This is a genomic window from Streptomyces viridifaciens, from assembly GCF_001888885.2.
GTDB classification, from domain to species: Bacteria; Actinomycetota; Actinomycetes; order Streptomycetales; family Streptomycetaceae; genus Kitasatospora; species Kitasatospora aureofaciens.
Window position 1 is genome coordinate 721,929 of the sequence record NZ_CP090841.1, and the last position, 22,460, is coordinate 744,388.

The following is a 22,460-nucleotide window of genomic DNA, read 5'->3' on the forward strand; positions in this document are numbered from 1 at the left end:
GGTTCAAGCCCGCTCGTACGCGGGCGCCTCCTCCTGCCCCTCCACCGTGTCCGCCGTCGTGTCCGCCATCGGCTCCTCCGTCGGCGCGGGGCCCTTCGCCGGGCGCATCACCAGGGTCAGCGCGGCCAGGGCGGCGAACAGCGCGGCCGCGATCAGCCCGTTGACGTGCAGTGCCGCCGTGAACGCCGAGCGCGCGCCGTGCAGCAGCTCGGCGCCCTGCCCGGCGGGCAGGTGCCGGGCCGCCTCGACCGCGGCCGCCAGCGAGTCGGAGCCGCCGCCGGTACGGCCGCGGTAGACCGCCGCCGCGACGGTACCGAGCAGGGCGAAGCCGAGCGAGCCACCGAAGTAGTTGCCGGTCTCCGACATCGAGGCCGCCGAGCCCGCCCGCTCCGGCGGCACCGAACCGAGGACCAGTCCGGTGCCCAGCGCGAACAGCGGCCCGGTGCCCAGCGCCAGCACCGCGATGCCGGTCATCACCAGCGGCAGCGAGCCCTCGTCCTGGCCCGCGGCGACCAGCAGCAGGGCACCCAGCGCGGACAGCGCCAGCCCGCCCGCGATCGCGGTGGCCCGCTCCACCCGGCCGGTCAGCCGCGGCGCGGCCATGGTGCCGACCGCCACCGCCAGGCCCATCGGGGCGAACAGGACGGCGGAGGCGAACGGCGAGTGGCCCAGCACGCTCTGCAGGTACTGGGTCACCAGCAGGCCGGTGCCCGCCATCGCGGCCCCGGCCAGCACCAGCGAGACCAGTACGGCCGTGAGCGGACGGCTGCGCAGCAGGCGCAGGTCCAACAGCGGCCGCTCCGAGCGCAGTTGCCGCCGAACGAAGACGTACCCGACGCCGGTGCCCGCCAGCAGGGCCGCCACCGGGACCAGCGGCGCGCCCCCGACCGGCAACTGCTTGATGCCGTACAGCACCAGTAGCACCGCCACCAGCGACAGCCCGACCCCGGCCGGGTCCAGCCGCCCGGCCGTCCCGCCGCGGAACTCCGGCAGCACGGCGGGCCCGGCCGCCAGCAGCAGCGCCATGGCCGGGACGGCGGCCAGGAACACCGACCCCCACCAGAAGTGCTGGAGCAGGAGCCCGGCCAGCACCGGCCCCAGCGCCCCGCCCGCGAACTGGCAGGTCGCCCAGACGGCGACGGCCCGGCCGCGCTCGCGCTCGTCCCGGAACATGTTGGTGATCAACGCGAGCGTGGACGGCGCCAGCGTCGCCCCGGCGACGCCCAGCAGGGCCCGCACGACGATCAGCATCAGCGGGTCGACCGCGAAGGCGGCGACCACCGACAGCACCCCGAAGGCCGCCGCGCCGCCGAGCAGGAGGCGCCGGCGGCCGATCCGGTCGCCCAGCGTGCCCATGGTGATGACCAGCCCGGCCACCATCAGCCCGTAGCCGTCGCTGATCCACAGCTGTTGGACGCCGGAGGCGCCCAGGTCGGCGCTCAGCCTCGGGAGGGCGAGCAGCAGCGCCGTCATGTCCATCGCGACCAGCAGGGTCGGCAGCATCAGCAGGGCCAGTCCCAGCCGTGCCCGGTTCACTCTCATCCCGGCGACTCCTCCGCCTCGGAAACGTTCCGCCGGGCGGTCGGAGCGGCCGCCGGATTCTTGACACCGGGTCCTCGGCGGCGGTGAACGGTGCGACGGGAGGGAAGTCGTGGGAGATTTCTCCGGCGGGGATGTCAAGACGTCGGCGCCGGCTCCGACCGTACGGTCGAGGGGCCCGACCGGGGCCCGACCACGGACGAGGAGTACGCCATGAAGTTCCTGATCAGCCTGCACATCAACCCCGCCGTGCTGGACGCGCTGACCGACGACGAGAAGGCGGCGATCGGCGCCGGGCACGGCAAGTTCATCGAGGCGCTGAAGTCCTCCGGCGAACTGATCGTCACCCAGGCGCTGGTCGACCCGTCCCAGGCCGCCGTCGTCACGGTGCGCGACGGCCAGCCGGCGGTCACCGACGGCCCCTTCCTGGAGGCCAAGGAGTTCCTGGGCGGCTTCTACCTGGTCGACTGCGAGGACAAGGAGCGGGCGATCGAGCTCGCCGCGCAGATCCCGGACGCCGCGATCGAGGGGCTGGGCGTCGAGGTGCGCCAGGTGATGTTCTCCGACGGACACTTGGAGGCATGACAGCACCGGACTTCGAGGACCTGCTGCGCGACCTCACGCCGCAGGTCCTCGGCACCTTGGTACGACGGCACGGCCGCTTCGAGGGCTGCGAGGACGCCGTGCAGGAGGCCGTCCTGGCCGCGAGCGTGCAGTGGCCCGAGGAAGGCGTGCCGGACAACCCGCGCGGCTGGCTGGTCACGGTCGCCGCCCGGCGGCTGGTCGACCAGATCCGCAGGGACCACGCCCGCCGCGAGCGCGAGACCGCGACCACGGCCGCCGAGGTGGTGCCCGAGGAGGTGCCGGACACCGACGACACCCTGCTGCTGCTCTTCCTCTGCTGCCATCCGTCGCTCACCGCCGCCTCCCAGACCGCGCTCACCCTGCGCGCGGTCGGCGGGCTGACCACGGCCGAGATCGCCCGGGCCTTCCTGGTGCCGGAGGCCACCATGGCGGCCCGGATCAGCCGGGCCAAACAGCGGATCCGGGCGGCCGGCAGCTCCTTCGCCCTGCCCGAGGGCGCCGAGCGGGAGGAGCGGCTGCGGGTCGTCCTGCACGTGCTCTACCTGATCTTCAACGAGGGCTACACCGCCTCCTCGGGCAGCGAACTGCACCGCGCCGATCTCGCCCAGGAGGCGATCCGGCTGGCCCGGATGGTGCACGCCCAGCTGCCCGAGGACGGCGAGGTGACCGGTCTGCTCTCCCTGATGCTGCTCACCCACGCCCGCCGGGCGGCCCGGACGACGGCAGCGGGCGACCTGGTGCCACTGGCCGAACAGGACCGCAGCACCTGGGAGCGCGACCTGCTCGACGAGGGCACCGCGCTGGCCAAGGCCGCCCTGGCCGGCCCCGAGCTGGGCCCGTACCAGCTCCAGGCCGCCATCGCCGCCACCCACGCCGACGCCGCCACCGCCGAGGAGACCGACTGGGCGCAGGTGCACGCCCTCTACCTGATCCTGGAACGGATCGCCCCCAACCCGATGGTCACCCTCAACCGGGCCGTCGCCCTCGCCGAGCGGGACGGCCCGAAGGCCGGGCTCGCCCTGCTCGCCACCCTGGACGGGGACCAGCGGATGGCCGGCCACCACCGGCTGCTCTCCGTCCGGGCGCACCTGCTGGAACGGTCCGGCGACCGGGCGGGCGCGTACGACCACTACCGCCGTGCGGCGAAGGCCACGGCGAGCCTGGCGGAACAGCGGTTCCTGGAGGCGCGGGCCCGACGACTGCGGGCGCAGTAACCACGGCCGCAGTAACTACGCGCACAGTAACGACAGCTGCAGTAACTACAGGCGTAGTAACGACAGGTGTCGTCACTACAGACGTAGTCGAACCCTCCGCTCATCCCAGTCCGAGGGCCGCCCGGTACCAGGGCGCCGCCCCCGCCAGACGGGCCAGCGGCCCCGGGCCGGGCGGGCAGGCGGCCAGCCGCCAGACGTCGTCGCTGCGGTACCAGTGGTCCCGGGCGATCATCGCCAACTGACGCTCGGAGACCGTCCCCGGCCTCGCCGCGAGCAGTCGGCGGCACTCCTCCCAGGACAGCGCCGGGCCGTCCAGGGCGGGCAGCAGGCCGAGCCCGGCCAGCGCGTCGAGCAGGTCACCGCTGCGGACCGGCTCCGGGTGGGCCGCGTGGTGGACGCCCGCCACCGGCGCCGGCGCGTCCAGGGCGAGCGCGGTGATCAGCCGGGCCAGGTCCGTGCGGTCCACCAGGGAGATCCGTACGTCGCCGCCCGCCCAGCGGCCCGGCACCCGCCGCGCCAGCTCGGCCAGGCCGGGCACCACCCAGCGGTCGCCCGTCCCGGTGACCAGCGCGGGCCGCAGCACCACGGCACCCGCCGCCAGGGCGTGGCCCGCGCCGAGCAGCCGGGTGCGGCTGGCCTCGGACAGCGGCGCGGCGAGCACCTCGTCGACGCCGACGCCCGTGTGCGGGCCCTCGCCGTACACCGCCGTCGTCGACAGGTGGACGATCCGGTCGGCCCCGGCCCGGGCGGCCGCCGCCATCACCGCCGCCGTCCCCCGGTCGTTGACGGCCGCGCACTCCTCGGCGCCACCGCCGACCAGGGAGGCGAGGTGGAGCAGCGCTCCGGCGCCCGAGCAGAGCTCGGTCAGCGCCGACCGTGGCGCCGCACGCCGGGGAGCCGCTCGCACGGAGCCCGCACCGAGTCCGGACGGGGCCGGTACGGGGCCCGTACGGGAGGGGGCGGCGGTACGGCCGAGGTAAGGCCCACCTAGGCTGTATGCCAAGCAAAACGGGCGAACCGGACCCCCAGCGGGGACCACGAGGACGGAAAGCGGGACCCGCCGATGGGCGACGGAATGTCAGGAATGCACCACCACGGCGGGATGACCCGACTAGACCCGTTCAGCCTCTCCCACGCGTGGACCTGGTCCCCGGACTGGGTGTTCCTGCTCGGCGGCCTGGTCGCCCTGGCGCTGTACCTGGTCGGTGTGGTCCGGCTGTACCGGCGCGGCGACCGCTGGCCGGTCGGCCGGGTCGTCGGCTGGGTCGCGGGCGTCGCCAGCATGCTGCTGGTCACCTGCAGCGGCCTGAACGACTACGGCATGGTGCTGTTCAGCGCCCACATGATCCAGCACATGGTGCTGTCCATGCTGACGCCGATCCTGCTGCTGCTCGGCGCCCCGATCACGCTCGCGCTGCGGGCCCTGCGCCCGGCGGGCAAGGGGCGGCCGCGCGGGCCGCGCGAGCTGCTGGTGGCGCTGCTGCACAGCCGGTACGTCCGGGTGGTCTCGCACCCGGCGTTCACCATCCCGCTGTTCATCGCGAGCCTGTACGGGGTCTACTTCACCCCGGTGTTCGACGTCCTGATGCAGTACCGCCTCGGGCACATCTTCATGATGGTCCACTTCCTCATGACCGGTCTGGCCTTCTTCTGGCCGATCATGGGCGTGGACCCGGGCCCGCACCGCCCCGGGCACGTGATGCGGATCATCGAGCTGTTCATGGGGATGCCGTTCCACGCCTTCTTCGGCGTGGCGGTGATGATGGCCAGCCACCCGCTGGTCTCCACCTTCACCGTCCAGAGCGCACCGCCCGGGACGGACCTGCTGGAGGACCAGAAGCTGGCCGGCGGCATCACCTGGGCGTTCGGGGAGATCCCGACCGCGATCGTGCTGATCGCGCTGGTCTACCAGTGGATGGGCTCCGAGCGGCGGCAGGCCCGCCGCCGCGACCGCGCCGAGGAGCGCAGCGGCGACGCCGAGCTGGAGGCGTACAACGCCTACCTGGCCTCGCTTCACAAGGGCGGCGGACGACGCCCGGCGACCCCCGCCGCGCCCACCGCCCCGGCCGCCCCCGCGACCCCGGCGGCCGACGCCGGCTGAGCCCCGCGCCCGAAGCGCCCCGGAACATCCGCCCCCGGAACCCCGGCCCCCGCTGGAGCCCACGTCCTCCCCCCGAGGACGTGGGCTCCGTCATACCGCCCTCCCCCGCGTTCCGGAACGGTGTTCCCACCGGCCGCGTTCGACGGGTATGCCCGCCCTGTTCCCGCCCGCCGTCCTGCTCGGCGGGTACGTCCTGCTCTGGCTGCTCGGCTTCCTCGCCTGCGCGCTGCACCAGAGCCGCCGCCCGGTGGCCGTCGGCGCCGACTACCTGGTGGTCCTGGGCGCCGCGCTGGACGGCTGCGAGCCGGCGCCGATCCTGGCGGCCCGGCTGGACGCCGCGCTGGAGCACCTCGCCGCCGAGGAGGCCGCCGGGCACGCCGCGCTGCTGCTGGTGACCGGCGGCAAGGGCCCGCACGAGGAGTGCACCGAGGCCGGCGCGATGGCCCGCTACCTGATCGCCCGGGGCGTCCCGGCCGAGCGGATCCGGCGCGAGGAGCGGGCCGTGAACACCGCCGAGAACCTGCGCTTCAGCGCCGCCCTGATGGCCGCCGAGCGCCCCGGCTACCGCTGCACCGTCGTCACCAGCGGCTTCCACACCGTCCGCTCCGCCCTGGCCGCCCGCCGGGCCGGCGCCCCCGGCCGGGTGCTCGGCGCGGACGGGCCGCTCGCGCACGGCCCGTACCAGCTGCTGCGCGAGGCGGTCGGCACGGCCCTCGCGGTGCCGCGCGTCAACGGCGCCGCACTCCTGTTGCTGACCGGCACCGGGGTGGTGCTGGGACTGGCCTGAACGGGCCGCTGGATCATGGCGCCCGGTCCATCGGCATGAGGACGGAGACCGGGCGCACACGCGGGGAGGCCCCCGGGTCCGCCGCAGCGGACCCGGGGGCCTCCCGGTGCTTCAACCCGCCCGGTGTCAGGCCAGGTTGGCGATCGCCTCGTTGAAGGTCTTCGACGGGCGCATCACGGCCGCGGCCTTGGCCGGGTCCGGCTGGTAGTAGCCACCGAGGTCGACGGCCGAGCCCTGGACGGCGATCAGCTCGTCCACGATGGTCTTCTCCTGCTCGGTCAGCGCCTTGGCCAGGCCGTCGAAGGCCTGGGCCAGCTCGGCGTCGGCGGTCTGCTTGGCCAGCTCCTGGGCCCAGTACATGGCCAGGTAGAAGTGGCTGCCGCGGTTGTCGATGCCGCCGAGGCGACGGCTCGGCGACTTGTCCTCGTTGAGGAAGGTGCCGGTGGCGCGGTCCAGGGTGTCGGCCAGCACCTTGGCGCGGGCGTTGCCGGTGGTGGTGGCCAGGTGCTCGAAGCTGGCGGCCAGCGCGAAGAACTCGCCCAGGCTGTCCCAGCGCAGGTAGTTCTCCTTGACGAGCTGCTGGACGTGCTTCGGGGCGGAGCCACCGGCGCCGGTCTCGAACAGGCCGCCGCCGGCCATCAGCGGGACGACCGACAGCATCTTGGCGCTGGTGCCCAGCTCCAGGATCGGGAACAGGTCGGTCAGGTAGTCGCGCAGCACGTTACCGGTCACCGAGATGGTGTTCTCGCCGCGACGGATGCGCTCCAGCGAGAACTTGGTGGCCTCGACCGGGGACTTGATCTCGATCTGCAGGCCGGTCGTGTCGTGCTGCGGGAGGTAGGTCTTGACCTTCTCGATCAGCACGGCGTCGTGGGCGCGGTTCTCGTCCAGCCAGAACACCGCCGGGTCGCCGGTGGCGCGGGCGCGGGTGACGGCCAGCTTGACCCAGTCCTGGATCGGCAGGTCCTTGGTCTGGCAGGCGCGGAAGATGTCGCCCGGCTGAACGGCCTGCTCCAGCACCACGTTGCCCTCGGCGTCGACCAGGCGGACGGTGCCGGCCGCCTCGATCTCGAAGGTCTTGTCGTGGGAGCCGTACTCCTCGGCCTTCTGGGCCATCAGGCCGACGTTCGGGACCGAGCCGATGGTGGCCGGATCCAGGGCGCCGTTGGCGCGGCAGTCGTCGATGACGGCCTGGTACACGCCGGAGTAGCTGTGGTCCGGCAGGACGGCGAGGGTGTCGGCCTCCTGGCCGTCCGGGCCCCACATGTGGCCGGAGGTGCGGATCATGGCCGGCATCGAGGCGTCGACGATGACGTCGCTCGGCACGTGCAGGTTGGTGATGCCCTTGTCGGAGTCGACCATGGCCAGCGCCGGGCCCTCGGCCAGCTCGGCGTCGAAGGAAGCCTTGATCTCGGCGCCGTTCGGCAGCTTGTCGAGGCCGGCCAGGATGCCGCCGAGGCCGTTGTTCGGGTTCAGACCGGCGGCGGCCAGCGCCTCGCCGTACGCGGCGAAGGTCTTCGGGAAGAAGGCGCGGACGACGTGGCCGAAGATGATCGGGTCCGAGACCTTCATCATGGTGGCCTTGAGGTGCACCGAGAACAGCACGCCCTCGGCCTTGGCACGGGCGACCTGGGCGGCCAGGAACTCGTTCAGGGCGGCGGCGCGCATCACCGAGGCGTCGACGACCTCGCCGGCCAGCACCGGGACCTTCTCGCGCAGCACGGTGGCGGTGCCGTCCTCGCCGACCAGCTCGATGCGCAGGGCGCCGTCGGCGGCGATCACCGTGGACTTCTCGGTGCTCGCGAAGTCGTTCTCGCCCATGGTGGCGACGTTGGTCTTGGACTCGGCGGTCCAGGCACCCATGCGGTGCGGGTGGGTCTTGGCGTAGTTCTTGACCGACAGCGGGGCGCGGCGGTCCGAGTTGCCCTCGCGCAGGACCGGGTTGACGGCGCTGCCCTTGATCTTGTCGTAGCGGGCGCGGACGTCCTTGTCCTCGTCGGTCCGCGGGTCGTCCGGGTAGTCCGGCAGGGCGTAGCCCTGGCCCTGCAGCTCCGCGATGGCGGCCTTCAGCTGCGGCACGGAGGCCGAGATGTTCGGCAGCTTGATGATGTTGGCGCTCGGGGTCTTGGCGAGCTCACCCAGCTCGGCCAGGGCGTCACCGATCCGCTGGGCCTCGGTCAGACGCTCCGGGAAGCTGGCGATGATCCGCCCGGCCAGGGAGATGTCACGGGTCTCCACCCGCACACCCGCCGTCGAGGCGTACGCCTGGACCACCGGCAGGAACGAGTAGGTCGCCAGGGCCGGAGCCTCGTCGGTGTGCGTATAGATGATGGTCGAGTCAGTCATCGGTACTCCGCTTCACGTCTCCAACGTCTTGACGTCAAGATATCTCGTTCTGGGCCCCTCGCTCCACCTCCCCCCGCCCCGGAGCGTGCGCCGGCCGGATCCGGAGGCGCCGGGAGGGCCGACTCCACCGTGGTCCGCAACCGCCCCGGCGGCAAGCGGAGGGCTCCTGCACCGTCCCGATCAGGCGGCGGTCGGTCGGAGTTCCGGAACCCGTCGGGCAGTGTTCGGGCGGCCGCGAGACAGGCGTAGTCCAATCGAATGAGTCGGGTGTCAGGAGTGCGTCAATGCACCACCCCATTCGGTCAACGCCGCGTCAGGACCGGCGACGCGCGGCCCGACCCGACCTAGCGTCGGGACAGAGCAGCATCCGGCAGCCACCACCACCCCACCCGGGAGCATCCGCATGGCCCGCGTCGTCTGGCACGTTCCGGTCACCACCAACGCCACCGGAAGCACCACCGCCCTCCGCCTCTTCCGCACCCGCGACGGCCGCCGCTGCGCGGTGGGGTTCAGCAGCCCCGAGGCCCTCGCCGCGCTCCTCGGACCGGAGCAGGCCTACACCGAACTCGGCGAGCCCGCCCTGCGCACCCTCACCAGCCCGCTCGGCGTCGACACCCTCGTCCTCGACCCCCGCCTGGTCGCCCCGCCCGTCCCCACCCCCGCCGCGGCACCCGCCGCAGCGCCCGCCCCGACCTCGGCCACCCAGCTCCAGCACCGGTGACCGCCCCCCTCCACCTCGTCCCGGACGGCTTCACCCCCGCCCCGGGACGACCCGAGCAGGCCCGGGCCCTGCACGCCATCGCCCGGATCAGCCACGGACCCGTCCCGCTCGACTTCGACCGCCTCGCGGCGGAGTTCCCCGCCGTACAGAGCGGCCTCGCCCTCGCCGGCGAGGCCGACCTGGAACTCCGCCTCGCCTGCACCGGCCCGGAAGAACTACGGGCCGTCTCCGCCGCCCTGCACCGCGCGGGCGCCACCAAGATCCGCATCGACCTGGTCCTGCGCACCCTGACCCCCACCCCGGTCACCCTGCGACCAGTGCCCTGACCCCCGCCCGGCCCGGCGCCCCGGACGCGCCGGGCCGGGCGGCTCCCACCACACCCCGCTCATCCGGTCCGCGGCTCTCCATCGCCGGACGGCGAGTCCCGGCACCGCCACTGGCCGACTCTCGTTGCGCCTCACTCGAAACCGGGGCGCGGGTTCGGATTGACCGCCTGGCCGTCGATCTCCGCGCCCCAGGCGTCCTTCCCGCTCGCGTCCACGCAGTAGCCGCTGCCCTCTACGTGCCCGCCTGCGGCCCGACAGGTGTCGGCGGTGACATCGCGCCGGCCGCTCGCCGCCGCATGCGCGGCCGGCACCGCGGCGCCCACGGCGAGGAGGACGGCGGTCGCGGTCGTGACGGCCACCCGGGCCGCGCGTGAGGTCTTCATGCCGCCACGACAGCACGGTGGCTCGCATCCGGCGACCTCAGCTCGCCCGCCCGGGTGCTCGCCCCGGCACACCACGCCGGTCCGGCGACGGGAGACCGGGCCCGGTAAGCCGCGACGACGATTGCGGAGAGGTCGGGCCCGGAAGGTCGGAAGGGCCGGACCCCGGGGACCGCCGAGGCCAAGGCCGGAGCCTCGAAGGCCCGCAAGCCCGAGGCCCGGAAGCCGAACGCCCGGAGCCGGGGCACGCCCCTGCGGTGGCGTGCGCCCGGCTCCGGTCGCCGTTAGGCCCGGGTCAGTGCCGCGATCGCGGCGAGCAGCAGTGCGGAGCCCGCTGCCAGTCCCACGGTGAAGGGCTCGCCGAGGAAGAGCACGCCGATCACCGCCGCCGTGGCCGGTTCCAGCAGCACCAGCACGGAGGCGGTGGTGCCCGGTACGGCTGTCAGACCGCTGAAGTACCAGCGGTAGGCGAGCAGCGTCGGCACCGTCCCGAGGAAGAGCAGGGCTGCGCCGGTCAGCGCCGGCTGCCCCGCGGCCGGCAGTACGCCCTGGACCGCCGCGAAGGGGAGCAGGCAGAGCAGTCCGGTCGTGAAGGCGCCCGTACTCGCCCGGGCCGAGCCGCCGCCGCGGGCCCACAGGGTGAGTCCGCTCTGGCCTGCGCCGGCGAGCACCGCGAGGGCGACGCCCAGGGCCGGGCGCGGTCCGGCGGCGGGTGCCGCGACCAGCAGGGCGAGCCCGCCGAGGGCGAGCAGGACGGCGGCCGCCGACCGTCGGGTGAGGTGTTCGCCGAGCAGCAGGTGTGCGCCGAGACTGGTGAGCACCGGTCCGGCGCCGATGGTGATCAGGGTGCCCAGTCCGAGGCCCGCGTAGTGCACGGAGCCGAAGTAGGCGCACTGGCTGACGGCCAGCCCGAGGCCGGTCAGCCCGGTGGAGCCGGGCTTCCCGGAACGGGCCGCCGCCGGGGGCAGCAGCGCCAGGCAGAGCGCCGCGACGCCGAAGCGCCAGCAGGAGACGGCCACCGGGCCGAGTCCGCTGGTGCGCATCAGGAGTGCGGCGACGGCTCCGCCCACCCCCCAGGCGACGGCGGCGGCGGAAATGGACAACAGGCCGTGCCGGAACGGCACGGCGGTGTGCGAGGTCATGCGTCGTACTCCACGATGGTTCGCCGGTTCTGGTCCGCGGGGTACGCGGGCGGCAGACATCGCCCCGGGAACCGAGGGGCTCTCCCGCTCGGCCGGGCCAGGTGGGTACGCCGCCCGCTAGCGGACCGGCGGCGGGAGGATCACGAAACGCACGGGTCCAGGCTACGCCCGCCCGTCGGCGATCTTCTCGGGCCCGTCCCCGCGCACTACCGTCGGTCGGACCGGTCCGCATCACCGCACGAAGGAGCCGACGATGGAACAGCTGACGTACGACGAGGTGGAGGCCGCCGGGCAGCGGATCGCCGGGCGGGTGCGGCCGGTCGCGGTGGCACCGGGGGACGACGGCGGCAGGACGTGGCTGGCGCTGGAGTTCCTGCAGCACACCGGCAGTTTCAAGGCGCGCGGCGCGCAGAACTTCCTGCTCGCCCATGCCGAGGCGGGCACCCTGCCGTCGGCCGGGGTGACCATCGCCTCGGGCGGCAACGCCGGGCTGGCCTGTGCCTGGGCCGCGCGTGAACTGGGCGTCCGGGCCACGGTGTTCCTGCCGGAGACTGCTTCGCCGGTGAAGCTGGACCGGCTGCGTTCGTACGGGGCGCAGGTGCGGTTGGTGGGCCGGGAGTACGCGGAGGCGCTGGCGGCCTGTGAGGAATTCGCCTCGGGCAGTGGGGCGTTGGCCTCGCACGCGTATGACCACCCGTTGATCGCGGCCGGGGCGGGGACGGTCCTGGACGAGATCCGCGCCCGGGTCCCCGGCCTGGACACGGTGGTGGTGTCGGTGGGCGGCGGCGGGCTGTTCGCCGGGGTGGCGGTCGCGGCCCGCGAGCACGGGGTGCGGGTGGTCGCGGTGGAGCCGTCCGGGAGCCGGGCGCTGAACGCGGCGCTGGAGGCCGGCCGACCGGTGGACGTCCCGGTGGCCTCGGTGGCCCAGGACGCGCTGGGCGCCCGCCGGGCCACCGCGCTCGCCGTGCACGCGGCCGGGCACGAGGGGGTGCGCTCGGTCCTGGTGGAGGACGAGGTGATCGTGGCGGCCCGCCGTCGGCTCTGGGAGGAGCGCCGGATCGCCGTGGAGTACGCGGCGTCCACCGCGCTGGCCGCCCTGGACCGGGTGGAGGGTGAGCGCATCGCCGTTCTGCTCTGCGGCGCGAACACCGACCCCTCGGATCTGGCGAATTGACGCGATGTCAGCAGGGGGCCCCGAGCGCCGGCGGCACGACGACGGCATGACTATGCAATGGCCGTCATTCTCATGAATGCCCGGGGTGGTCAATACTGCATGATCGAATCGCGAAGCTCAATTCCCGCTCAAATGGTGAACCTACCAGCGGGTAACGTAACAGACAACTGAACAGAATGCCTCCTACCTGCGCGGATATCAGGCAAAGAAAGTAAACATTCAGTAATGAAATCTGTGCAGAGGTCTCTGAATAGCCCTACTGTGTGGCAACTCTCCGCGCTCCGACCCTTCCCCGGAGCCCCCACACACAGAGAGATCGCCCATGGCTTCCCTCAACCAGATCTCGCCGCCCGACCAGAACTCCGGCACTGCCGGGACCGCCCACCGGTCGCTCAAGCGTCACGTCGGACTCGTCGGCCTCATGTGGGCCTCGGTCGGCTCGATCATCGGCTCCGGCTGGCTCTTCGGCGCGAAGAGCGCCGTCACCGCTGCCGGACCGGCAGCCGTCATCTCCTGGGGCATCGGCGCCGTCGCGATCGTGCTGCTCGCACTCGTGCACGCCGAGCTCGGCGGACTCTTCCCGGTCTCGGGCGGTACGGCGCGCTACCCGCACTACGCCTTCGGCGGCCTGGCCGGCATGTCCTTCGGCTGGTTCTCCTGGCTCCAGGCCGCCACCGTGGCACCGATCGAGGTCGAGGCCATGATCGGCTACGCCAAGGACGCGCCCTGGGCCAGCGGACTGCAGAACGCCAACGGCACCCTCACCACCAGCGGATTCATCGTCGCGACCGCGCTGATGGCGGTATTCGTCGCGGTCAACTTCCTCGGTGTGAAGGCCCTCGCCCGGACCAACAGCGTCGCCACCTGGCTGAAGATCTTCGTTCCTCTGTTCACGATCTTCGTGCTGGCGATCACCAGCTTCCACGGATCCAACTTCACCTCGCACGGCTTCGCCCCGTTCGGCGCCAAGGGCGTGCTCACCGCGATCAGCACCAGCGGCATCATCTTCGCGCTGCTGGGCTTCGAGCAGGCCATCCAGATCGCCGGTGAGAGCCGCAACCCCAAGCGCGACATCCCGCGCGCGGTGCTCGGTTCGGTCGCCATCGGCACCCTGATCTACACCCTGCTGCAGGTCGTCTTCATCGGCGCGCTGCCGGTCACCGCCTTCGCCAACGGCTGGGCGAAGCTCGACTTCCCCGGCATCGACGGCCCCTTCGCCGGTCTGGCCACCCTGGTCGGCCTCGGCTGGCTGTCCTACGTGCTGAAGGCCGACGCGGTGATCTCCCCCGGCGGCACCGGCCTGATCTACACCACCTCCACCTCGCGCATCTCCTACGGCCTGAGCCGCAACGGCTACGCGCCGCAGAAGTTCGAGCAGCTGGACAAGAACGGCGTGCCGTGGTTCGGCCTGATCATCGCCTTCGTGACCGGTGTGATCTGCTTCCTGCCCTTCCCGAGCTGGCAGCAGCTGGTCAGCTTCATCACCTCCGCCAGCGTGCTGATGTACGCCGGCGCGCCGCTGGCCTTCGGCGCTCTGCGCCGCCGGCTGCCCGACCGCGAGCGCTCCTACCGGCTGCCGCTGGGCGGCGTGATCTCCCCGGCCGCCTTCGTGGTCTCCAGCCTGATCATCTACTGGGCCGGCTGGCAGACCCTGTCCCGCCTGGGCATCGCCATCGTGCTCGGCTACGCCCTGCTCGGCAGCTACGCGGTGTACGCGATCAAGAAGCGCCTGCCGAACGCGCCGCGGCTCAACTGGAAGTCCGCCCAGTGGCTGCCGGTCTACCTGGTGGGCCTCGGCCTGATCTCGTGGCAGGGCGGCTTCGGTGACGGCACCGGCCGGATCCCGATGTGGTACGACATGGCGCTCGTCGCGGTGTTCTCGCTGGTCATCTACTACTGGGCGATCCGGGTCGCCCTGCCGGCCGAGGAGATCGAGCGCGAGGTCGCCGACGTCGAGGTGGTCGACGCGGGCGGCCACTGATCACCGGGCCACACCCACACCTGGGCACCTGATCACCGACACCTGACGGGACGGGCCCGCCGGTCGCCGAGTCGACCGGCGGGCCCGTCCGTGTGTGTCCCTACAGATCCAGCACCGCCCGCAACGCCGCCTCCAGCTCGGCCTCCGGGTCGGCGACCGGTCCGGGCGAGCGCCAGGCGACGAAGCCGTCCGGGCGCACCAGCAGCGCGCCGCCCGGGCCGAGGCCGTGCAGCGCGGCGAAGTCCGTGCCGGGCTCCGGCGCCAGGTCGTCCTCGGCGCCGTCGCCGATCCGGTAGACGTCCAGCGGGACGGCCAGCCGGTCGGCCGCCCGCCGGGCGCCCTGCTGCCAGGCGGTGCCCCCGGGACCGGTGAGCAGCACCATCGCCTGCTCGTAGAGGTCCAGGGTGGACAGCCGTACGCCCGCGCGCAGCAGCCACTGGTGCGGGGCCCGGCTGCCCGGCTCGCCGTTGGACTCGAAGGTCTCCGGGACGACGGCGCCGGCCGGGTCGGTGCCGAGCACCGCGCCGCGCGGGTAGCGGTAGCCGAGCGCCACGGCCAGCACCCCGGCCTGGCGGCCGACGCCCGGGACCACCGCGTAGCCCGGGTGGCTGTGCTCTGCGGAGCGGGCCGAGGCGCGCTCGCTGGTGACCTCGGCGACCGGGCGACGCTCCTGCCCGTACGTCTCCAGCAGGCCGGGCCCGGCCCAGCCGCACAGCACGGCGGCCAGTTTCCAGGCGAGGTTGTGGGCGTCCTGGATGCCGGTGTTGGAGCCGAAGGCGCCGGTCGGGGACATCTCGTGGGCGGAGTCCCCGGCGAGGAAGACCCGGCCGACGCCGTACCGCTCGGCGACCCGTTCGGCCGCGTGCCAGGGCGCCCGTCCGGTGACCTCGACGTCCAGTTCGGGCAGGCCGACGGCGGTGCGGATGTGCCGCTCGCAGCGCTCGTCGGTGAAGGCCTCCAGCGGCTCGCCGTGCTCGGGGTGCCAGGGCGCGTGGAAGACCCACTCGGACTGGTTGTCCACCGGCAGCAGCGCGCCGTCCGCCTCCGGGTTGGTCAGGTAGCAGGCGATGAAGTGCCGGTCGCCGACCACCTCGGCCAGTCGCTTGGCACGGAAGGTGATGCTGACGTTGTGGAACAGCTCGCCCTTGCCGGTCTGGCCGATGCCGAGCCGCTCCCGGGCCGGGCTGCGCGGGCCGTCCGCGGCGATCAGGTACTCCGAGCGCACCACCCGCTCCTCGCCGGTCTCCCGGCTGCGCAGCAGGGAGGTGACGCCGTCGGCGTCCTGCTCGAAGGAGACCAGCTCGGTGCCGAACCGCACGTCGCCGCCGAGGTCGCGGGCCGCGCGCAGCAGTACCGGCTCCAGGTCGTTCTGGCTGCACAGGCACCAGCCGCTGGGGCTGAACCGGGCGAGCTTGCCGCCCGGGTCGATCTCCCGGAACAGCCACTCCTGCTCCTCGCCGGTCAGCGAGGGAGCCTGGAGGATGCCGTGGTTCGGGGCGAGCACGGAGGCCGCCTCGCGGATCGCCGGCTCGATCCCGGCCACCCGGTACAGCTCCATCGTGCGGACGTTGTTGCCTCGTCCGCGCGGGTGATGCGAGGTGTCGGCGTGCTTCTCGACCAGCAGGTGCCTGACACCCAGTCGGCCGAGGAACAGTGAGGCCGACAGCCCGACCAGGGAGCCGCCCACGATCAGGACCGGCACCCGGTCGTCAACCTTCGGATTCATCAATTGCTCCACCCTGTAAGGGGATTCCGCGGCCCGGCAGCTGGACTCGGCGCCGCGCTCGACGGGCCCGCTCAGCCGGGGGCCCCGCTCTTCCATCCCCAGCCGGAGGGGGACTGTGCCGCCCCTTCGCCCGGATGGCTCGCAAATCTCGCGCCGCGCCCGGTCGGCCGCTCACGATCGACCTCAGGCCCTGGGCCCCGGGCCCCGGGCCGACCGTCACCGCACCCCCTCCCCCCAGGCCGGGAGCACCCGCCGGACGCGGCCGGCAAGGGCCCGCCGCGAGCGGCCGAGAGCAGAAAGTGGATCATGACAACTCTGTCCGAACCGCAGCCGAAGCAGCACGAAGACTCCGACACCCGGCTGAGGGTGGTGCTGATGCTGGAGATCCAGGACGGCGCCCAGCAGCGTTTCCTCGACGTCTACGAGCAGCTGCGCCACCAGGTGGCCGCGGTGCCCGGCCACGTCAGCGACCAGCTGTGCCAGTCCATCAACGACCCCCGCCAGTGGCTCATCACCAGCGAGTGGGAGGACCAGGAGACCTTCCTGGAGTGGGTGGACAGCCCCGCCCACCGCGAGATGGTCAAGCCGATGCACGGGTGCGTCAGCGACAACTTCCGTTCGCTGCGCTACGCCGTCCTGCGCCAGACCTCGGCGGCCGGCTCCACCGGCAGCCGGGCCCCGATGGAGGTGCCGCCGGGCCTGCCGCGCAGCGAGCCCGCCGGACACGTCGGCCCGCCCAGGGCCGAGCCGGGCCCGGACGGCATCGTGCGCCACGCGCTGACCTTCACCGTCAAGCCCGGCAGCGAGGCCGAGGTCGCCCGCATCCTGTCCGCCTACGCCTCCCCCAAGGCCGAGGTCGACGAGCACACCCGGCTGCACCGCACCTCGCTGTTCATGCACGGCAACCGGGTGGTGCGGGCCGTCGAGGTGGTCGGCAACCTGGGCGACGCGCTGCGCCACGTCTCGATGCAGCCCGAGGTGCGGGCGGTCGAGGAGGAGCTCAACCCGTACCTGGAGGAGGCCCGGCAGTTCGGCGACCCGCAGTCCGCCCGCGCCTTCTTCGCCAAGGCGGCGCTGCCCGCCCGGCACCAGGCGATCGCCAGCTCCCCCACCTCGGGCCGGCTGCACCGGCACGCCGTGCTCTACCCGGTGCGCCCGGGCCGCGGGCAGGCCGTCGCCGAGCTGCTCTTCGACCACGACAACCTCGCCACCGCCGACCCGACCGGCCCGGTCGCGGCGGCCACCGTCTTCCAGCGCGACGACACCGTGGTGCGCCTGGTCGACCTGCGGGTGCCGGCCGAGGCCGACCCGGCCGCCGCGCTCGGCGTGGCGGGCGCACAGGAGGCGGCCGAACTGGCCCAGCTGCTGGACCTCGGCCCCGCCGGCGACCTGCGCACCGTCGCCGGCCTGAGCGCCTTCCTCGCCGCCCGCGCCATGAGCCCGGTCACCGACCGCAGCTCGCTGAGCGACTGACGCCCAGACGATCCACTGGAGGAACACCATCATGACCACGAAGTACCCGAGGATCATCAACGTCGACGAGGCCCCGGAGAACCGCCGCCACGGCGCCGAGCTGCGCACCATGCTCACCCCTCCCAGCTGCGGGGCGACCAGCGGCTTCATGGGCCTGGCCATCATCAAGCCCGGGGAGCGGATCAACGAGCACTACCACCCGTACTCCGAGGAGTTCGTGTTCGTCGTCTCCGGCGACCTGGAGGTCGACCTCGACGGGAAGGCGCACCCGCTCAAGCCGGACCAGGGCCTGATGATCCCGATCAACATGCGCCACCGCTTCCGCAACGTCGGCAAGACCGAGGCCCGGATGGTCTTCCACTGCGGCCCGCTCGCCCCCCGCCCCGACCTCGGCCACGTGAGCACCGAGGAGTCCGCCACCGCCGGCCCGCCGGAACACGCCAAGGTGGGCTCGTGACGCGGCGCGTCGCCGTCACGGGGATCGGTGTGGTCGCGCCCGGAGGGATCGGGATCCCGGCCTTCTGGGACCTCCTGACGGCCGGCCGCACCGCCACCCGGGGCATCACGCTCTTCGACCCGACCGGGTTCCGCTCCCGGATCGCGGCCGAGTGCGACTTCGACCCGCAGGCCCACGGGCTGAGCCCCGAGGACGTCCAACGGGCTGACCGCTACGTGCAGTTCGCGATGGTCGCGGCCGCCGAGGCGGTCGCCGACGCCGGGCTGGACCTGGCCACCGAGGACCCGTGGCGGATCGCCGTCTCGCTCGGCACCGCCGTCGGCGGCACCACCCGGCTGGAGCACGACTACGCCCTGGTCAGCGCCACCGGCGCACGCTGGGACGTGGACCACCGGCAGGCCGAGCCGCAGCTGCACCGGGCCTTCGCGCCCAGCACGCTGGCCTCCGCGGTGGCCGAGCGGGTCGGCGCGCAGGGCCCGGTGCAGACCGTCTCCACCGGCTGCACCTCCGGTCTGGACGCGATCGGCTACGGCTTCCAGGCGGTCGAGGAGGGGCGCGCCGACATCTGCGTCGCCGGCGCCTCCGACTCCCCGATCTCGCCGATCACCGTCGCCTGCTTCGACGCCATCAAGGCCACCAGCGAGCGCAACGACGACCCGGAGCACGCCTCCCGCCCCTTCGACGCCCACCGGGACGGCTTCGTCCTCGGCGAGGGCGGCGCCGTCCTGGTGCTGGAGGAGCTGGAGCACGCCCGCCGCCGCGGCGCCCGGATCTACGGCGAGATCGGCGGCTTCGCCACCTTCGGCAACGCCTACCACATGACCGGCCTCACCAAGGAGGGGCTGGAGATGTCCCGGGCGATCGACCATGCGCTCGACCACGCCCAGGTCAACCGCACCGACGTCGACTACGTCAACGCGCACGGCTCGGGCACCAAGCAGAACGACCGGCACGAGACCGCCGCGGTCAAGCGCTCGCTGGGCGACCACGCCTTCGACACGCCGATGAGCTCGATCAAGTCGATGGTCGGGCACTCGCTCGGCGCGATCGGCGCGATCGAGGTGGTCGCCTGCACCCTGGCGCTGGCCCACGGCGTGGTGCCGCCCACCGCCAACTACGAGACTCCGGACCCGGAGTGCGATCTCGACTACGTGCCGCGCACCGCGCGCGAGCTGCCGCTGCGCCACATCCTCTCGGTCGGCAGCGGATTCGGCGGATTCCAGTCCGCCGTCGTTCTCAACAGAACGGGGTGAATGTCATGACGTCACGTCAGCAGGGACGCCGGGCGGTGGTCACCGGCCTCGGCGTGGTGGCGCCGAACGGTGTCGGTGCCGACGCCTTCTGGAAGGCCACCAGGCAGGGCGTGAGCGTCCTCGACCGGATATCCCGCGAGGGCTGCACCGACATGCCGCTCAAGATCGCGGGCGAGGTGCGCGATTTCGATCCGCATTCGGTGATCGACAGCCGCTTCCTCGTACAGACCGACCGCTTCACCCACTACGCGATGGCGGCCGCCGACCTGGCGGTGGCGGACGCCGGGTTCCGGCCCGACCCGGAACAGCCCTACGCGGTCGGCGTGGTGACCGCGGCCGGCTCCGGCGGCGGCGAGTTCGGCCAGCGCGAGCTCCAGCAACTCTGGGGCCAGGGACCGCGGTTCGTCGGCCCGTACCAGTCCATCGCCTGGTTCTACGCGGCCAGCACCGGCCAGATCTCGATCCGCGGCGGCTACAAGGGCCCGTGCGGCGTGGTCGCCAGCGACGAGGCCGGCGGCCTGGACGCCCTCGCCCACGCCGCCCGGTCGGTCGAGCGCGGCACCGACGCCGTGGTGGTCGGCGCCGCCGAGGCTCCGCTGGCGCCGTACTCCATGGTCTGCCAGCTCGGCTACCCCGAGCTGAGCCTGTCCGACCGGCCGGAGACGGCCTACCTGCCGTTCACCGCGCAGGCCTGCGGCTTCGCCCCCGCCGAGGGCGGCGCGATGCTGCTGCTGGAGGACGAGCAGGCGGCCCGGCGGCGCGGCGCCGACGTCCGGGCGCACCTGGCCGGGCACGGCGCCACCTTCACCGGCGCCTCCCGCTGGAAGGAGTCCCGGGAGGGGCTGGCCGCCGCGATCCGGACGGCGCTGGACGAGGCCCGGATCGCGCCGGAGGAGATCGACGTGGTCTTCGCGGACGCCCTCGGCGTCCCCTCCGCCGACCGGGCCGAGGCCCTGGCGCTGGCCGACGCGCTCGGCCCGGTCGCCGAGCGCGTCCCGGTCACCGCACCCAAGTCCGGCACGGGCAGGGCCTACTGCGGCGCCCCGGTACTGGACGTGACGGCCGCCGTACTGGCCATGGAAGACGGCGTCCTGCCGCCCACCCCCAACGTCACCGAGGTCTGCCACGACCTCGCCCTGGTGACCGGCCGCGCCCGCCCGGCCGAGCTGCGCACCGCGCTGGTGCTCAGCCGCGGGCTGATGGGCTCCAACTCCGCGCTGGTGCTCCGGCGCGGGGAGCGGCCCTGAATCCCCCGAACCCCCGATCCGCTGTACCTCCGAAGGGAATCCCGTGAGCCACAACCTCAGTTATCCCGAGCTGGCCGCCCTGCTCCAGGCCCGGGCCGGCGTCACCGTCACCCCCGACGACCTCGAGAAGCCGGGCGCCCAGTTCGACGAGTTCGGCGTCGACTCGCTCGGGCTGCTCGGCGTCGTCGGCGAGTTGGAGAACCGCCACGGCCTCAAGGTCACCTCCGGCGCCGAGTCCGCCAAGACCCCGGCCGAGTTCCTGGAGCTGGTCAACGGCTCCCTTTCCGCGAAGGCAGGCGCCTGAGATGCCCGGACACACGGACAACGAGATCGTCATCAACGCTCCGCTCGACCTGGTCTGGGAGATGACCAACGACCTGGAGAACTGGCCCGAGCTGTTCAGCGAGTACGCCTCGGTCGAGGTGCTGGAGCGCGACGGCGACCGGGTGCGGTTCCGGCTCACCATGCACCCCGACGAGAACGGCAAGGTGTGGAGCTGGGTCTCCGAGCGCACCACCGACCGCTCCTCGCTCGCGGTCGAGGCCCGCCGGGTCGAGCCCGGCCCGTTCGAGTTCATGGAGATCCGCTGGGAGTACGCGGAGGTCCCGGCCGGCACCAGGATGCGCTGGATCCAGGACTTCGCGATGAAGCCGACCGCACCGGTGGACGACGACGGCATGGTCGAGCACATCAACAGGAACTCCCGGATCCAGATGCAGCTGATCCGCGAGAAGGTCGAGAAGCGGGCGGCCGAGCAGTGACCGGGACCCACCGCGCCCTGATCGTCGCCCGGATGAAGCCCGAGGCCGCCCCGGACATCGCCGAGGTGTTCGCCGACTCGGACCGGGGCGAACTGCCGCACCTGATCGGCGTCACCGGGCGCAGCCTCTTCCAGTTCGGCGACGTCTACCTGCACCTGATCGAGGCCGACCGCCCGCCGGGCCCGGCCGTCGCCAAGGTCCTCGGCCACCCGGAGTTCCGGACCGTCAGCGACCGCCTGACCGCCTTCGTCCAGGCCTACGACCCGGCCACCTGGAGGGAGCCGAAGGACGCGATGGCACGAGAGTTCTACCGCTGGGACCGCTGACCCCGGTCCCGTCTGGGCCCGCCCCCGGCCGTGCGCCGGGGGCGGGCCCATGTTCGCGCCCTGGTACCCGCACGCACCGCCTTGGCGCGCGGGCGCGTCACCCGTGCGCCAACACCTACCATCCGGTCGCCCTTGCGCCCGCACCTGTCGCCCGACACCAGCGCGTTTTCACCCGGATCGCCGAGGCACTCGGGTGAACACACGCAGGACTCCACCCGAAGGGGTCACTTTCCGTGCCAGTGCCGCCACTCTCAGGTGGCAGGCGGCCACGCCGTGGTTGACGGTGGATCAGACGCCACTTCCCGCGAGTCCCACGACCGGCATCCTGCCGGCGGTCGCGGTCAGCGCGTCGAAAGGATCGATCTCATGCGTTCTGCACGCACGCTAGTCGCCGGAGCGGCCGTCGCCGCCCTCCTCACCGTCGGCGCCCCCATGGCCTTCGCCGACGGCTCCTCCTCGGACCAGGCCAGGAACCTCAGCTGGCAGGAGAAGTCCGACAGGGGCGACGAGGGCCGCGGCAACGAAGGCCGCGGCGACGAGGGCCGCGGCCACGAAGGCCACGAGGGCCGGGGCAACGAGGGCCGGGGCAACGAAGGCCGCGGTGACGAGGGCCGCGGCCACGAAGGCCGCGGCAACGAAGGCCACGAGGGCCGGGGCAACGAGGGCCGCGGCAACGAGGGCCGGGGTGAGGGGCGCAGCCCGCACGGCGGCGTGCACACCGGCGGCGGCGGTACGGCGCTGTCCGGCGGTGGCCTCGCCTCCGGTGCCGTGCTGCTGATCGGCGGCCTCGGGGCCGGCGCGTACGCGCTGCGCCGCGGGCGTCGCGCGTCCGGCGCCGCTGCGGTCTGACGCCTACTACCGCCGCCTCTGGGCGCCTCCCCCGGCCGGGGCGGGGCGCACGGGGGCGGCGGGCCGTTGCGG

Annotated in this window: 22 protein-coding genes; 16 read left to right on the forward strand and 6 right to left on the reverse strand. The window is 73.3% G+C overall.

Annotated elements, in window-relative coordinates; all coding sequences use genetic code 11:
• Window positions 1–3: 3 nt before the first annotated feature.
• On the reverse strand, window positions 4–1,542 hold the full coding sequence (locus BOQ63_RS10650; protein ID WP_046386992.1) for an MFS transporter: 1,539 nt from the start codon (window positions 1,540–1,542) through the stop codon (window positions 4–6).
• 210 nt (window positions 1,543–1,752) lie between these two features.
• On the opposite strand from BOQ63_RS10650, the gene BOQ63_RS10655 reads away from it, so the two are divergent.
• Window positions 1,753–2,124 (forward strand): YciI family protein, encoded by a 372-nt coding sequence (locus tag BOQ63_RS10655; protein WP_030283185.1) that lies wholly within the window; start codon window positions 1,753–1,755, stop codon window positions 2,122–2,124.
• Window positions 2,121–3,338: an RNA polymerase sigma factor gene (locus tag BOQ63_RS10660; RefSeq protein ID WP_030554483.1), complete on the forward strand. Its 1,218-nt coding sequence runs from the start codon at window positions 2,121–2,123 to the stop codon at window positions 3,336–3,338. The genes BOQ63_RS10655 and BOQ63_RS10660 overlap by 4 nt, the downstream gene beginning before the upstream one ends.
• 100 nt (window positions 3,339–3,438) lie before the next feature.
• Here the strand turns inward: BOQ63_RS10660 and BOQ63_RS10665 are convergent, their stop codons facing one another.
• Window positions 3,439–4,245 carry an NAD-dependent epimerase/dehydratase family protein gene (locus BOQ63_RS10665; protein WP_223885895.1) on the reverse strand — a complete coding sequence of 269 codons (807 nt, stop codon included), beginning with the start codon at window positions 4,243–4,245 and terminating at the stop codon, window positions 3,439–3,441.
• Window positions 4,246–4,422: 177 nt separating this feature from the next.
• Here BOQ63_RS10665 and BOQ63_RS10670 point away from each other — a divergent pair, with 177 nt between their 5' ends.
• Together BOQ63_RS10670 and BOQ63_RS10675 are read left to right on the forward strand one after the other, a co-directional pair.
• Window positions 4,423–5,439, forward strand: a complete 1,017-nt coding sequence (locus BOQ63_RS10670; RefSeq protein ID WP_078958700.1) for a cytochrome c oxidase assembly protein — start codon at window positions 4,423–4,425, stop codon at window positions 5,437–5,439.
• Window positions 5,440–5,587: 148 nt separating this feature from the next.
• The gene (locus BOQ63_RS10675) at window positions 5,588–6,226 is read left to right on the forward strand and encodes a YdcF family protein (RefSeq protein ID WP_050366399.1); all 639 of its coding nucleotides are present in this window, start codon (window positions 5,588–5,590) and stop codon (window positions 6,224–6,226) included.
• A 126-nt stretch (window positions 6,227–6,352) separates the two neighbouring features.
• Here the strand turns inward: BOQ63_RS10675 and BOQ63_RS10680 are convergent, their stop codons facing one another.
• Window positions 6,353–8,572, reverse strand: a complete 2,220-nt coding sequence (locus BOQ63_RS10680) for an NADP-dependent isocitrate dehydrogenase (RefSeq protein ID WP_030283175.1) — start codon at window positions 8,570–8,572, stop codon at window positions 6,353–6,355.
• Window positions 8,573–8,975: 403 nt separating this feature from the next.
• Between BOQ63_RS10680 and BOQ63_RS10685 the strand changes: the two genes are divergently transcribed.
• Together BOQ63_RS10685 and BOQ63_RS10690 are read left to right on the forward strand one after the other, a co-directional pair.
• A complete protein-coding gene (locus BOQ63_RS10685) occupies window positions 8,976–9,293 on the forward strand; it encodes an SAV_915 family protein (RefSeq protein ID WP_050366400.1) in 318 nt (105 codons plus the stop codon).
• A complete protein-coding gene (locus BOQ63_RS10690; RefSeq protein ID WP_030287671.1) occupies window positions 9,290–9,619 on the forward strand; it encodes a hypothetical protein in 330 nt (109 codons plus the stop codon). Before BOQ63_RS10685 ends, BOQ63_RS10690 begins: the two co-directional genes overlap by 4 nt.
• A 131-nt stretch (window positions 9,620–9,750) precedes the next feature.
• Here the strand turns inward: BOQ63_RS10690 and BOQ63_RS10695 are convergent, their stop codons facing one another.
• Window positions 9,751–10,002 carry a hypothetical protein gene (locus BOQ63_RS10695; protein WP_030287673.1) on the reverse strand — a complete coding sequence of 84 codons (252 nt, stop codon included), beginning with the start codon at window positions 10,000–10,002 and terminating at the stop codon, window positions 9,751–9,753.
• Window positions 10,003–10,283: 281 nt separating this feature from the next.
• Window positions 10,284–11,141, reverse strand: coding sequence for a DMT family transporter (locus BOQ63_RS10700; RefSeq protein WP_030287675.1), 858 nt, complete (start codon window positions 11,139–11,141; stop codon window positions 10,284–10,286).
• A 253-nt stretch (window positions 11,142–11,394) separates the two neighbouring features.
• Here BOQ63_RS10700 and BOQ63_RS10705 point away from each other — a divergent pair, with 253 nt between their 5' ends.
• Window positions 11,395–12,315, forward strand: a complete 921-nt coding sequence (locus tag BOQ63_RS10705; RefSeq protein ID WP_030287677.1) for a serine/threonine dehydratase — start codon at window positions 11,395–11,397, stop codon at window positions 12,313–12,315.
• A gap of 322 nt (window positions 12,316–12,637) precedes the next feature.
• A complete protein-coding gene (locus tag BOQ63_RS10710; RefSeq protein ID WP_030287679.1) occupies window positions 12,638–14,296 on the forward strand; it encodes an APC family permease in 1,659 nt (552 codons plus the stop codon).
• A 100-nt stretch (window positions 14,297–14,396) separates the two neighbouring features.
• On the opposite strand, the gene BOQ63_RS10715 is transcribed toward BOQ63_RS10710, so the two are convergent.
• Entirely contained in the window at window positions 14,397–16,022 is a 1,626-nt protein-coding gene (locus tag BOQ63_RS10715) for an FAD-dependent oxidoreductase (protein ID WP_030287681.1), read from the reverse strand.
• A gap of 306 nt (window positions 16,023–16,328) precedes the next feature.
• On the opposite strand from BOQ63_RS10715, the gene BOQ63_RS10720 reads away from it, so the two are divergent.
• The 8 genes from BOQ63_RS10720 (at window position 16,329) to BOQ63_RS10755 (ending at window position 22,388) form a co-directional block, all read left to right on the forward strand.
• Window positions 16,329–17,495, forward strand: a complete 1,167-nt coding sequence (locus tag BOQ63_RS10720; protein WP_030287683.1) for a SchA/CurD-like domain-containing protein — start codon at window positions 16,329–16,331, stop codon at window positions 17,493–17,495.
• A 31-nt stretch (window positions 17,496–17,526) separates the two neighbouring features.
• Entirely contained in the window at window positions 17,527–17,952 is a 426-nt protein-coding gene (locus BOQ63_RS10725) for a cupin domain-containing protein (protein WP_030287686.1), read from the forward strand.
• A complete protein-coding gene (locus tag BOQ63_RS10730) occupies window positions 17,949–19,205 on the forward strand; it encodes a beta-ketoacyl-[acyl-carrier-protein] synthase family protein (RefSeq protein WP_030287692.1) in 1,257 nt (418 codons plus the stop codon). The genes BOQ63_RS10725 and BOQ63_RS10730 overlap by 4 nt, the downstream gene beginning before the upstream one ends.
• A gap of 5 nt (window positions 19,206–19,210) precedes the next feature.
• Entirely contained in the window at window positions 19,211–20,452 is a 1,242-nt protein-coding gene (locus BOQ63_RS10735) for a beta-ketoacyl synthase N-terminal-like domain-containing protein (RefSeq protein ID WP_030287694.1), read from the forward strand.
• A gap of 43 nt (window positions 20,453–20,495) precedes the next feature.
• Window positions 20,496–20,756, forward strand: coding sequence for an acyl carrier protein (locus BOQ63_RS10740; RefSeq protein ID WP_030287696.1), 261 nt, complete (start codon window positions 20,496–20,498; stop codon window positions 20,754–20,756).
• A 1-nt stretch (window position 20,757) separates the two neighbouring features.
• Entirely contained in the window at window positions 20,758–21,213 is a 456-nt protein-coding gene (locus BOQ63_RS10745) for an SRPBCC family protein (RefSeq protein ID WP_030287699.1), read from the forward strand.
• Entirely contained in the window at window positions 21,210–21,539 is a 330-nt protein-coding gene (locus BOQ63_RS10750; protein WP_223885896.1) for a TcmI family type II polyketide cyclase, read from the forward strand. Before BOQ63_RS10745 ends, BOQ63_RS10750 begins: the two co-directional genes overlap by 4 nt.
• Window positions 21,540–21,905: 366 nt before the next feature.
• Window positions 21,906–22,388, forward strand: coding sequence for a hypothetical protein (locus BOQ63_RS10755; protein WP_150475806.1), 483 nt, complete (start codon window positions 21,906–21,908; stop codon window positions 22,386–22,388).
• Window positions 22,389–22,460 lie beyond the last annotated feature (72 nt).